11 protein-coding genes and 1 tRNA gene are annotated in these 13015 nt (G+C 50.8%); 9 read left to right on the top strand and 3 right to left on the bottom strand.

Features of this window, described 5'->3' with window-relative positions:
• The first annotated feature begins 54 nt into the window (after positions 1-54).
• The 3 genes from KGP17_RS05445 to fadK all read left to right on the top strand — a co-directional run bounded on the left by KGP17_RS05445 (position 55) and on the right by fadK (position 3584).
• Entirely contained in the window at positions 55-1344 is a 1290-nt protein-coding gene (locus KGP17_RS05445) for an FAD-dependent oxidoreductase (RefSeq protein WP_059199954.1), read from the top strand.
• Positions 1341-1634: a ferredoxin family protein gene (locus KGP17_RS05440; protein ID WP_071681226.1), complete on the top strand. Its 294-nt coding sequence runs from the start codon at positions 1341-1343 to the stop codon at positions 1632-1634. Before KGP17_RS05445 ends, KGP17_RS05440 begins: the two co-directional genes overlap by 4 nt.
• Positions 1635-1898: 264 nt before the next feature.
• Positions 1899-3584, top strand: a complete 1686-nt coding sequence (fadK, locus tag KGP17_RS05435; RefSeq protein WP_094983033.1) for a medium-chain fatty-acid--CoA ligase — start codon at positions 1899-1901, stop codon at positions 3582-3584.
• Between the two features lie 4 nt (positions 3585-3588).
• Here the strand turns inward: fadK and KGP17_RS05430 are convergent.
• Together KGP17_RS05430 and KGP17_RS05425 are read right to left on the bottom strand one after the other, a co-directional pair.
• Positions 3589-3661, bottom strand: a tRNA-Glu gene (locus tag KGP17_RS05430).
• A gap of 42 nt (positions 3662-3703) precedes the next feature.
• Positions 3704-5023: a hypothetical protein gene (locus KGP17_RS05425; protein ID WP_021805569.1), complete on the bottom strand. Its 1320-nt coding sequence runs from the start codon at positions 5021-5023 to the stop codon at positions 3704-3706.
• Positions 5024-5232: 209 nt separating this feature from the next.
• Here KGP17_RS05425 and KGP17_RS05420 point away from each other — a divergent pair, with 209 nt between their 5' ends.
• Complete coding sequence (locus tag KGP17_RS05420; RefSeq protein ID WP_021805570.1) at positions 5233-5784, top strand: phospholipase D family protein; 552 nt, start codon at positions 5233-5235, stop codon at positions 5782-5784.
• A gap of 198 nt (positions 5785-5982) precedes the next feature.
• On the opposite strand, the gene KGP17_RS05415 is transcribed toward KGP17_RS05420, so the two are convergent.
• Entirely contained in the window at positions 5983-6807 is an 825-nt protein-coding gene (locus KGP17_RS05415; RefSeq protein WP_021805571.1) for a hypothetical protein, read from the bottom strand.
• A 455-nt stretch (positions 6808-7262) separates the two neighbouring features.
• Here KGP17_RS05415 and KGP17_RS05410 point away from each other — a divergent pair, with 455 nt between their 5' ends.
• From KGP17_RS05410 to KGP17_RS05390, 5 genes are all read left to right on the top strand, one after another.
• Positions 7263-7820 (top strand): fimbrial protein, encoded by a 558-nt coding sequence (locus KGP17_RS05410; RefSeq protein ID WP_115158575.1) that lies wholly within the window; start codon positions 7263-7265, stop codon positions 7818-7820.
• Between the two features lie 222 nt (positions 7821-8042).
• Positions 8043-10409, top strand: a complete 2367-nt coding sequence (locus KGP17_RS05405; protein WP_245398322.1) for a fimbria/pilus outer membrane usher protein — start codon at positions 8043-8045, stop codon at positions 10407-10409.
• A gap of 18 nt (positions 10410-10427) precedes the next feature.
• Complete coding sequence (locus tag KGP17_RS05400; RefSeq protein WP_021805574.1) at positions 10428-11168, top strand: molecular chaperone; 741 nt, start codon at positions 10428-10430, stop codon at positions 11166-11168.
• A 16-nt stretch (positions 11169-11184) separates the two neighbouring features.
• Positions 11185-12411, top strand: a complete 1227-nt coding sequence (locus KGP17_RS05395; protein ID WP_179253319.1) for a hypothetical protein — start codon at positions 11185-11187, stop codon at positions 12409-12411.
• Positions 12412-12432: 21 nt separating this feature from the next.
• Positions 12433-12939 carry a fimbrial protein gene (locus KGP17_RS05390; RefSeq protein ID WP_223498975.1) on the top strand — a complete coding sequence of 169 codons (507 nt, stop codon included), beginning with the start codon at positions 12433-12435 and terminating at the stop codon, positions 12937-12939.
• Positions 12940-13015: the final 76 nt, after the last annotated feature.

Here is a 13015-nt window from a genome sequence, read left to right as displayed (position 1 = left end):
TGATTCACTGCACGCATCTCGCCGCACACCCGCGGCGAGATAGGGAGCATAAGCATGTCGGACGATAAATTTGATGCCATCGTGGTCGGTGCTGGCGTCGCTGGTGCCGTAGCCAGCTACGTGATGGCGCAGGCCGGGTTGGATGTGCTGGTCATCGAGCGTGGCAACAGCGCTGGCAGTAAGAATATGACCGGAGGCCGCCTGTATGCCCATAGCCTGGAACGCATCATGCCTGGGTTCGCACAGGAGGCGCCAGTAGAGCGCAAGGTCACCCGCGAGAAGATCTCATTCATGACGGAGGAAAGCGCCGTCACGCTCGATTTTCACAGCGAGAAACCGGATATTGCCGCCCAGGCGTCTTATACCGTGCTGCGCAACCGGTTCGATCCCTGGTTGATGGAAAAAGCCGAACAGGCGGGAGCACAGTTTATCTCGGGCGTCCGCGTCGACGCGCTGATACGGGAAGGTAATCAGGTCACCGGCGTGCAGGCGGGCGACGATATCCTGAAGGCTGACATAGTGATCCTGGCTGACGGCGTGAATTCCATGCTCGGCCGCTCGATTAACCTGTTGCCCCCTTCTTCGCCACATCACTATGCCGTAGGCGTCAAAGAGCTTATCGGTTTATCCCCCTCGGTGATCGAAGATCGCTTTAACCTCTCTGGCAATGACGGGGCCGCCTGGCTGTTTGCCGGTTCCCCGTCCAACGGCCTGATGGGGGGAGGATTTCTCTATACCAACCGGGACTCCCTCTCTCTAGGGCTGGTATGCGGTCTGGGAGAGATTGGCCACGCGGGGAAAAGCGTGCCCCAGATGCTGGAGGACTTTAAGCAGCACCCATCCATTCGCCCGCTGATCCAGGGGGGAAAGCTGCTGGAGTACGGTGCTCACCTGGTTCCGGAAGGTGGCAAGGCGATGATACCCACGCTGGCTGACGGCGGCGTAATGATCGTCGGCGATGCGGCAGGATTCTGCCTGAACCTGGGCTTTACCATACGCGGCATGGATCTGGCCATTGCATCGGCACAGGCGGCTGCCAATACGGCCATCGCGGCCAAGCAGCGGCAGAACTTTTCCGCCAGTAGCCTAGGAGAGTATAAGCACGCTCTGGAGCAAAACTGCGTGATGCATGAGGTGCACCACTTCCGCAAAATCCCTGCGCTGATGGAAAACCCGCGCCTGTTTACGCAGTATCCGCGCATGGTCGCGGACATCATGGGGGATATGTTCACTATCGATGGCAGCCCTACCCAGCCCGTGCGCAAGGCTCTAATGAAAAGGGTGAAACAGATTGGGCTGATGAATTTATTGAAAGACGGCATCAAGGGGGCGACAGCGCTATGAGCAGCGAAAATCCGGTCAACGTAGACGTCAAACTGGGCATCAACAAGTTCCATGTTAATGAAGGCCATCCACACATCATTCTGGTGGATAACCCCAACATGGAGGAGTTCCGTAAGCTGATGCTGGCTTGCCCTGCCGGGCTGTATAAGCAAGACAGCACAGGCAATATCCATTTCGATTCTGCCGGTTGTCTGGAATGCGGAACCTGCCGCGTGCTGTGCGGCGACACCATTCTTGAGCAGTGGGAATATCCTTTGGGGACGTTTGGCGTCGAGTTTCGCTACGGCTGATCCTGTTAGCGTCTGTCTGAAAGAGCGTGCCAGCCCCTCACCCCAACCCTCTCCCGTAGGGAGAGGGAGCTGATAGCCCTTGCACTTTTGGCAGTAAAGAGACCCTCTCAGCAAACCGCTCCTCACTCATCAAAGGTGAGTCACTACAATTTCAAACACGCTCGATCGGTCCCCTCTCCCTGTGGGAGAGGGTTAGGGTGAGGGGCAATGTTTACCGGACCAGAACAGTTCACCCCCCCAGAAATAATGAATAGAGATAAACCAATGAGTGTCACGATAAAACTCAATCTTGAGCGCCGGGCCAAATACCGGCAACAGGGTTTTTGGGGCGATGCCTCGCTTGCCGATTACTGGCATCAAACCCAGCAGGCCATGCCGGAAAAGATTGCCGTGATCGACAATAGAGGAACTTCCTATACCTATGCCGCCCTCGACCGCGCGGCAAGTAGCTTGGCAGCATGGCTGATCTCCTGCGGTATTCAACCGGGTGACCGCATCGCCTTTCAGCTTCCCGGCTGGTGTGAGTTTACCGTGATCTACCTGGCCTGCCTGAAAACGGGGGCGGTTTCCGTTCCCCTGCTTCCCTCCTGGCGAGAGGCAGAGCTGGTCTGGGTGCTGAACAAATGCCAGGCCAAGGTGCTGTTCGCGCCAACCTCGTTCAGAAATACCCGGCCAATTGAGCTCATCTTGCCGCTATGCGATCAAATACCTGGCCTGCTTGAGGTGGTGGCCGTTGATAAGCTTTCCCCCGCAACAACCGTCCCCGCACTTAGCCAGTTGCTACGGGATGTTCCACCACTGATTACACCGGTCAGCGTGCATGGCGATGAGCTGGCCGCCGTGCTGTTCACCTCCGGTACCGAAGGCAAACCCAAAGGCGTGATGCTGACGCACAATAATATTCTGGCCAGCGAGCGTGCCTACTGCGCGCGGCTTAATCTCACCTGGCTGGATACCTTTCTGATGCCCGCACCGCTGGGGCATGCGACCGGTTTCTTGCACGGCGTGACGGCCCCCTTTCTGATTGGCGCACGCAGCGTTCTGCTGGATATCTTTAATCCGCTCGATTGCCTTGCCCTGCTGCAACAAGAGCGCTGTACTTGCGTGCTCGGAGCAACGCCTTTTGTCTATGACCTGTTATGCACCCTGCAACAACAGCCGCACGACATCTCATCGTTACGCTTCTTCCTGTGCGGCGGCACCACCATCCCGAAAAAAATTGCCCAGGATTGCCTGCAAATGGGCATTAAACTACTCAGCGTCTACGGCTCGACGGAAAGTTCGCCACACGCGGTGGTCAACCTGGACGATCCCCTTTCCCGCGTGATCAACACCGACGGTTTTGCCGCACCTGGGATAGAAATCAAAGTGGTGGATAAAGAGCGTAACCCACTCCCCAACGGTGAAGAAGGCGAAGAAGCCTCACGTGGCCCCAACGTATTTATGGGATATCTGGATGAGCCCGAGCTGACTGCCCGATCGCTGGATGAGGATGGCTGGTACTACAGCGGTGACCTGTGCCGCATGGATGCCGACGGCTACATTAAAATTACCGGCCGCAAGAAGGATATTATCGTGCGTGGCGGGGAAAATATCAGCAGCCGCGAAGTGGAGGATATCCTGATGCAACATCCACGTATCCATGATGCCGCGATTGTCGCCATGCCGGATGAACGATTAGGGGAAAGATCCTGCGCCTACGTGGTGCTGAAGGCCGCTTACGGCTCACTCACCCTGGAGGAGGTCATCGCGTTCTTTGGCCGCAAGCGGGTCGCCAAATACAAATACCCTGAACACCTGGTGGTGGTGGACAACCTGCCGCGTAACGCCTCAGGCAAGATACAAAAATTCCTGCTACGTCAGGATATTATCCAGCGTCTTGGCAAAGAGGTTAAACAGGCAGCCATGGGAAGAAGAGACGATGTTCGCGTTACGGAACAAGCAAAATGAAAGGCTCTGGCAACAGGGCTCGAACCTGTGTCCAGTCGGATGGAGAGCCGACTGCTCTACCACTGAGCTATACCAGAGTTTGGGCTATTATCTACGAGCCGTCAGCCCGGTCAAGCGGGCTAACCGCCTTTACCGGAAAAATAGCCCGCCTTGCGCAGTATCAGGGCGATCTCCGGCTTATCCACCACCACGCCATGAACCAGCTCCGGCGTTGGCACAAAAGGCACTGCCTGCCGATTGCGGCGTGGGCCGATCCAACCCTTGTTATAAGGATCGACGCCAAACTGCGCGCAGACCCGCTGCACATCGGCTTTGGTACAACTGCTGGCACCAGAAAACACTTCCCAAGGCAACGGCAGATGCGCCCACACCTGAGTATCCGGCTCCAACCCACCGCCAGTCTGATAGTGCCAGGCGGCGACGTCCCCAGCCATAAGGCGTAGCACTTTACCTAGGCACATCTGTTCGACCATCTCCTCCATGCCTAATACGACAGCCAGCGCAAGCCAACCTTGCCTGGCGCTGTTCCAGGCTCCAGCCAGGGCATTCCAGGTAGAGGAGTCATCGCCACGCTTTACTATCATGGTCTGGCGATTGAAGGTATTGCGTTGCCAGATCAATTGCAGCAATCCGGCCAGCTCGTTGAGCTGTGCCAGATAGAGAGTGAACAAGCTCAGCTTTTGCCGATCGTCGAGGTGCTTTACGATGTCACGTTCCGGCATGATATGGGCAATGGCGTACCAGCCCGCCGATGTCGGCGCCTGTTGTACCCGCGCCAGCAGCATCTCGCCAATCTGGTCAAAAGCACGATCCTGAGCCTGGTTGGTAAACACGCTGCGGCGGTTCATGCGGGCGGAAAGCCAGGCAATAAAGCAGGCAACGTCCGGCGTGGAAGCAAAATCCTCATAGCGGATCATCATTGCCAGCCCCGATTTGGCCATCCGGGTCGCCTGGTATTTTTGCGTTTCCAGTTGGTAGGTCGCCAGCTTGCTCTCAAAGCGCTGCAGAAAACGGAACAGCTTGTTATAGCGCCGTTTGGAGATATCCATGCCCGCCTGTCGCCGCTGCGCACGGCTGAAACGGTCGACGATAAAATTATTACTGCCTGGAGCTTTCTGGATCTCCACCGACAGTTGCTCAATCAGTTGGCGAACCTGTTGAATATCGCTGCAATCAACGCTGTCCAACACCGGGGCACCAGCAAATAACTCTCCTGCCTTCGCCACCTGTTTCTCTGGAGCGACCGGTTGACGAAATTCCTGCATCATCGAGGTCATCTGTACCAGGCCGGACTTCAGTGACCCAGTCGCTGCCTGCCGTAGCTGAGCCGTTTCCACTGGAGTCAGGGAATCTCCCAACTGCGTGAGGATCAGTTCAGCCACGTCTTCCGGCCGTAAGCGTTTTTGCAGGGAGGAGAACAGCTGAGCAAGGTTATCCATCAGGCTTAATCCGTTAAAAAGTTAAAATCTTGTGAGGTCAGGTGACGCTGGCTTCAGCCTGAGCATCTTCCAGATGACATATTGTTGACTATTTTGATAGAGGTCAATTGATCAACCCGTTTAGTCGTGAAATGTCCCCTGCGACCAAGTTAAACTCAGCGAACCTGGCCGCTTTGTTATTCCTACCGCGTTCACCGTGGAGCACAAAATTGTTTAAATACCGGATCAATTGGCTAGCGCTGATCGCTGTCGTCGCCTTGCCCACCGCTGCCAATGCGGCCACACACGTGCAAGTGGGATTTTCGCCAGAAGGCTCGGCGCGGGCGTTGGTGCTGAATATTATCGGCCACGCACATCAGTCCATCCAAATGATCGGTTATTCTTTCCAGGCACCCGATATCACCCAGGCGCTGGTAGCGGCGCACAATCGTGGAGTGGAGGTGCGCGTGGTAGTCGATAAACGCCGGAATCAGGGCAAAGCCAGCCAGGCTGCAATTAACTACGCGGCCACTCACGGCATACAGATGCGCATCGATGGGCATTATCATATTCAGCACGACAAGACGATTATTGTCGATGGCAAGACGGTGGAAACCGGCTCGTTTAACTATGCTCCCTCAGCTGAAACACAAAATAGCGAAAACGTGGTAGTACTGCGCTATATGCCCGACGTTACCAGGCAGTTCATCGCGCACTGGCAAAGCCGCTGGGATTTGGGCCTGCCTTACAAAGTGAGGCTTGAAGCCACGAAACTGCCATAATAAGTTCATCTGCAAGCGTTGCCACTTCGGGCAAGATACAAAAATTTCTGTTACGTCAGGATACTATTCTGCGCCCTGGTGAAGATGTATGCTCTGAACTCACCCACTGATAGTCAAAGCGGGCGCAGCATGCAGCGCCCCTACGGTCGAATATGTGAGACCCTACCATTCAGTTAAGGCTGGCATGCCTGGACCCGATTAACGCGCCCCAAAAACGCCATATTCCACGCTCGCCAGGTAAAAACAGAAGGCCTCTCTGACCATATCGATAAAACGGGGTTTAAGCTCAATGGTCTTGCCATCTTGCCTCAAGTTCAATAAATCTAACCGCTCGGCTGCCTGAAAACATCGCTTGATATGTGAGCGGGATACCGAAAACTCCGTCGATACTTTTAAGTAATTATATTGCACCGTTAACGTTCTTTGCCTGAGACTTTCCATATACAGGTGAAACATCATCATATGCCCCCCATCCTTGGTCAAAAATGCACGGCTATCTGGCACAACGTCATACACAAACATTTCTTTCCCTATGACTTGTATATAATTTTTGAAAAAATCCGCCATGAAATCATCGTGATCAAACCTCTGTGCAAGAGCGAACTCAGGGTAGATCATCGCGTAAGCCAGCAGCAGGGTATCAATCAACTCACGAACCTCATTTACCCCTTTGGCTGTCGGTTGGTAAGTTAATTTGCGTTTATCCTGTTCATCACGCCTGATCGCCAAGCGCCCTCCTACCTGCAAGAAAGAGATGAATGAATCCAAGGCATTAGCACTTAACAATTCATGGTTAATGCAAAGCTTCTTAACCCCTTTAAAAGAAGGGTTTTTAAAGGTGTAATAACCACCTAACATGGACCAAAAAATAATATTCCGATTGGCTTTAAACATCACTTTAAAATAGAGAGGATGAGTCATATAAATTTTATGAATCGCATTATAATAAATCTCCACTGCAGCATCTAAATCCTCACTTAGACCAATCTCACGCCTCCTACCATTGATTATTGAAACGACCACACAACAAACTCCACTCTCAGTTTATTTATCGCTAAAAATACGCAGAAAATCAAAAAACACATAACCTACCGATAATACCAAATAATGTCAATGATTGTAAAAATTATTAAAAATTATAACATAAAAAACAAACTAACAGATTGAATTAAAAGGGTTTAATAAATATTGCCACTATAATTATAACTCCTCTAATTTATAATTAATAATAATTATTACATATACCAAAATTAACAACAAAAATGGACAGTGAGTAATCCAGGATACTGTGTAAGTCTGCCTATCCTCAAGGGAAGACAAGCTAAAAAGGACACCTAGCTAATGATTTACGGTGTTTAAGAGATCTCACACCTGGCAACAAGATAAGGCGCTATGTGTGAGGTCTTTTATATAAGTAACCTCAAGGAAAGGTATAGCCGATTTATACCAAAGACAGCATGTAAATATGGAGATTAAAAATGACTATCAAGAAAACCCTGCTAGCCGCTACCGTATTAGCCTCTTTAGCGCTGAGCGGTACCGTTCTGGCTGAGGTTCCCCCTGGTTCCCAAGGCAATGGCCAGATCCTGTTCAAAGGTTCGGTGTTAAAAGCCCCTTGCGGTTTAGCTCCAGGTATTGATGGCGACAACCAATCGATCAACTTGGGACAGGTTGCCGACTCCCAGTTGACCACTATCGGTTACAGCACCCCTATCGAGTTTAAAATCAAACTTATCGGCTGCACATTTGATCCCAAGGCTGCCGCCGAAACCAAAGTCAACGTCCGCTTCGATGGCATGTCTGTCGGTGGTGCCAATGGTTTCCTGGGGGTCACCGGTGATGCCAAGGGTTTGGCCATCCGTCTGTTAGATGCCGCCAACAAGCAGGTTAAGATTGCGACAAAATCCGAGCCTTATAGCTTGCGCACCGGAGACAACACCCTGCAATTCTCCGCTCAGGTCGTTGCCTTGGATGGGGAAGCGGTTATTGCCGGTCACTATGACGCATTGACCAGCTTCTCTCTGACCTATCTCTAAAACCCCCAAATCCAGTAGTAATTATCACCTAGCAGGTATGGCTTGGCCAAGCCTGCTACTTACCGACGTTCAGAAACTATTATCATGAACAATAAGAAAAATTACTCACCCGCTTCATCCCTATTGTTTTTTATCATTGTTGCACACTCAGCCTATGCAAAAAACAATGATATTGAGTTTGAGACCAGAGCCTTGGACATCCTCGATAAACAGAGTATCAGCTTGAGTAATTTTTCACGTCCTGATTATATTCCAGCGGGAAACTACCTGCTGTCGTTAAAGTTGAATAATAGAACTGTTGGCACCCTCCAGTTCCAGTTAATCGACATCGAGGGGGACAGCAAGGTTTGCTTTACCCCGGAACTGTTGCAGAAATTTGATTTAAAAAGTAGTGCCTTGCAGGGAATAATGGAACACCACGCACCAGGGGATAGCACCTGCATTATCGTTGAGGATTATGCAGGCAGCACGGTGAGAATCGATCGTAAAAAGAGCGAACTGCTGCTGACGATCCCGCAGGCAGCGTTAAAGTATAACGATCCCAACTGGATACCACCGGCGCAATGGGATGAAGGCATTCCCGGCATCCTGCTTGATTATAACGCCAGTGGCAACGTCTATCAGAATAAGCAGGGTTCAAACTACCTGTCATTATCTGGCTACGGGACTGCCGGTGTGAACTACGGTTCCTGGCGCCTGAGAAGTCACCATCAGGCATTTTTATATAAAGGCCGGCAGGGCGAAAAGCAATCGCGCTTCAGCACGCCAACGGCTTACCTGGCGCGCTCACTCAATGATGCCGGTGCTCATTTAACTCTCGGCAGAAACTTTCTTTCATCCGATGTTTTCGACGCCATTGACTATACCGGGGTTGCCATTGTCAGCGACGATCGCATGCTGCCACCGGCATTGCGTGGCTATGCGCCGGTCATCGAAGGAGTTGCCAACAGCAACGCCAAAATTATCATCACCCGGGGTGATAATAACGTTATCTATGAAAAGTTGGTGCCGCCCGGCAACTTTATCATCAACGATCTCACCGACATGACCTCTGGCGAGTTAAAAATAACCATCCGCGAGGAAAATGGTGAGGAGAGAACGTCAACCATTCAAACCTCCAACGTTCCTTTCCTGACGCGTTCCGGTCATGTCAGATATAAAGTCATGATGGGGCAATCAAATAACAATGGAAGTTTCAATCCGTATCTCGCCACCGGTGAAGCCTCTCTCGGCATCTTTTCAGGAACGTCACTGTTTGGCGGCTTTATCCTTACCGATAAACAGTACTACGCTATCAACGGGGGTATTGGTTACGATATGGGCATACTGGGTGCCCTATCCTTCGACTTGACCCACACCGATGCACAGCTGACAGACTCCCGCCCGCGGGGCCAAAGCTACCGTTTCAACTACTCGAAAATGTTCGACAGCATTGATAGCCAAATTACCTTTGCGGGCTACCGTTTCTCAGAGGAAAGCTTCCTGACGCTCAATGATTTTATCACACTGAAAACTAGCCCGGATTATATCAGCACCAGCAAGGAAAGTTACAATATCGTCGCCAGCAAGAGCTTTAGCGATCTCGGGTTCTCACTGAACGCCATTTATACCAAGCAAACCTACTGGCAGGACGTTTCCGACAGTAATACCTACGGGTTAAGCGTGTCAAAATCCTTTGACTTCGCCGGCCTGAAAAATATCAATACCTATCTCTCGGTAAACCGCACAGAGTATAAGAAAAGCTTTTATTCACAGAGCCAGAAAAACAACAACTCAATCTACCTGAGTTTTAATATCCCATTAGGTGCCAAAAGCTATATGAATACCGCTATGCGTACCAATAACGGTAAATTATCACCGAGCCTGTCCTATACCAATAATGTTGACCCCAATAATACCTGGTCCGTTGGCGCCAACGCCTATGAGGGCTTGCGGCAAGGTAAGATCAATGCCAACTCCTCGCAAAAAATGGCCAAGGTCGCCACCACCTTAAACGCATCGATGAGTGACGACGATTACTATCTGGGCGGCAGCATCAAGTCCGGGTTCACGACCACCGCTCATGGCACCGTTATGCACCGTGACGGCTACGCCGGAAACTCAAGACTGCTGCTCGACACTAAGGGTATTGCCGGTGTTTACGTTGGCAATGGAGACCGCAACGAGCCCACCAACGCCCAAGGCTTGGCCATCATCAACGACGTCCCGGAATATTACCGTACCGATTACTCGATTGATACTAAACGACTCCCCGATGATGTTGATGGTTCAGTCGCCAACATCCAAACGGTGCTAACCAAAGGGGCGATTGGCTATCGCAGACTCAAGGTTTACCGGGGGATCAAAGCCTTTATTCGGTTAACCGATCCCCAGGGCCGACCGATCCCGTTTGGCACCACCGTTGAAGACGCTGCTGAGAAGAGAAGCGTTGGCATGGTGGGTGAAAATGGCGAGGTCTATATTTCCGGAGTCAGCAGTGATTCCACCCTAAAAGCGATGGATGCGGCTGGCCGACACTGTTTCTTCAGCCTGCAGGGCCAGAATGTATCGCTGTCTTTCACCTCTTCTACGGTATGTAAAACCCAATAATCTCACAAGGATATTCCCATGTTCCCACAGGCTACCAAGCTATTTTTTATCCTGATGCTAGCAGGTTTTAGCGTCTCCCAGGCCAACGCGGCGATCTCTATTGATAGAACTCGCGTGATTATGATGGGTGATGAAAAATCGGCACCGGTTAATATTATTAACCACAGTAAAAAATTACCTTATCTGGCACAAAGCTGGCTAGAAAATGAAAATGAAGAAAAAATAAACTCCCCCCTTACCGTGCTGCCACCGCTACAACGGCTGGAACAAGACACTACAGTGCAGGTAAACATTACCCCGTTGCCGGCTGCGGCTCAATTACCTCAGGATAGAGAGTCATTGTTCTTCTATAACCTGCAGGAGATCCCACCAAAATCTGAAAAGAGCAACGTCGTGCAGTTAGCTTTACGGATTAAAATAAAGGTCTTCTACCGCCCTGCGAGCCTGAAAAAAATGGCCATGGAGGTTTGGCAAGAGAAGTTAGTGCTTACCCCCGTCAATAATGGCGTGAAGATCGTCAATCCTACGCCTTTTTATATCGTTATCCCGACCCTCAGCGTAGCGAGCAAACCGCTATCACTGTCGGATGAGGCTATAACGCTTAAGCCGCTGAGTGACGTCACTGTGCCAAACGCGCTGGTAAAAAACCAGGCCATCCAACTACAGTACATTAATGATTATGGCTCTTATAACGCAATAAATTATCATTGCACAGCGAGCCAGTGCGATGTGGTAAAAGACGATAAAAGTCGCCCTTGATATTGAGGCTATTATTATGATCAAGTTTATCCTGAGCTTCTGTATAGGGCTTTTCTCTGTTAACACCGCCTGGGCTGAGTCAGTTATTGCCTGCGATTGGACGCCAAGCCCTAGCCTCATTCCTGCCGTAAGCCTCGGTAGCCTGATCAAGGGAAGGATCCAAAGGGGCACTGAAGATATTAATTGTTATCAAGACGAAGAGGGTATTAAGCATTGTGACAAAAAAGATATCTGGAAAATTCCCAACGGCATCTACTCCACCAGCCAAACCGCCAGGGTAATCTGCATCAACTTTGGCGATAAAGCAGAGATGATCACCTATAAGTTTTCCAAGGCCAGCGATCTGGATATTCCCATCCCTGCCAATTCTAACGTATGGAAAAACCTGACCTTAACGATCTCCGGTGCCGGTTCGCAGAGAACCTTTAGCAATATTGAAAACATGGAACACGATAAGCAGTTTACCTGGAACGATACCACTTTGGCACCATGCCAAAAAACTTGCTGGGATCTGGAGCTCGCCACGCCACGCTATACCAAGAGTTTAACGTTTAATTTTCGCGTACAACCCAAAATATTTAAAACCGATTATAACGTTAACCCTTTCTATGATCTGCAAGACTCGGTCGGCGCCCTGTGGATAATTTCTGGCTCGGATACCGATATGGCCTGGTCAACAACCAGCACCCCCTACTTGATTATCTGCGGCCTAAACGGAAATGACGGATCGACTTCCTGCGGTACTAACAGCAGCATCGGTAGCGGAGGCGGGGGCGGTTCGATGAGACCACCGATCAAGCAGTGTACCTTGACCGTTGTCACCCCGGATGTGGTGGCATTCCAGCCGATCTCCTCTGACGATCTCAGCCGTGGCAGAGTCCGTAGTGAGGACTTCACCATGACCGTGATAAAAGGACCAGACCAATCCACCACCTGTATGGGTAGCGCCTATAATCTGCCCGGTGAAATCAAAACCCAAGGCGGTTACCCAATCAGCTCGACCTTTTGGGGGATTAGCCATAGCTCAGGAGCGCCACAGGGTATCGGCCTCAAGCTGTTTGATTTAGGTAAAGGTGCATACTTGAAATTCAACCAAAAATACTCCAGCTTTATTAGTGATATCAGCAGCATCAGCGAATCAAAAAGGATGCGGGCTGAAATATCCGCCACCACCAAGGATCTAAAAAAAATCAAGGATGGTGAATACAGCCAGGTGCTGACCTTCGAAGTTGCCATGCCGTGAATGTTATTGGGAAGGAAAGCAATGATGAACAGCAAATGTTTACTTCTATTTGCCGCAACGCTGTTGCCCACCGCTGCTCATGCGGAAATCAAGGCGAGCAGTAGCACTCAGTTTGTGGGCAGGATTACTGTCGCCACCTGCAATATCGTGGTCGGTGATGATAATCAAACGATCAACATGGGCGAAATATCCAGCTCCGAGCTTGATGCCAAAGGGAAATCTACACCGGTGCCCTTCCTCATCAATTTATACGGCTGCGATACAGAAAATAAGAACGTCAAGATTGCGTTCGACAGAACGGGGACCGGCGCATCTGGCAGTTTGATTCCGGTTGATGGCATGAGTGGTATCGCGTTAGGGCTGCTGGACAGTGATGGCAGCCCGCTGTATTTTGGCAAAAAGAATAGCGGCCAAAAAATTAAAAAAGGCGATAACACCCTGCTTTTCTCGGCTTACATCGCTAAAACGGGGCCGATTAATTCAGGATCATTTAGCCGCTTGCTGCACTATACGCTGTACTATGATTAACCTTATGTGTGCAGTCTTTACCTTGCTCAGTTGAGCTTGGGCCAATTCGCCTGCCAGGCTAAGATTGCCGACCAGG

It is taken from the genome of Serratia sp. JSRIV001, assembly GCF_019968745.1.
Classification (GTDB): domain Bacteria; phylum Pseudomonadota; class Gammaproteobacteria; order Enterobacterales; family Enterobacteriaceae; genus Chania; species Chania fonticola_B.
The sequence above is the reverse complement of the archived record's forward strand: the minus strand, read 5'-3'. Positions and strand labels throughout refer to the sequence as shown.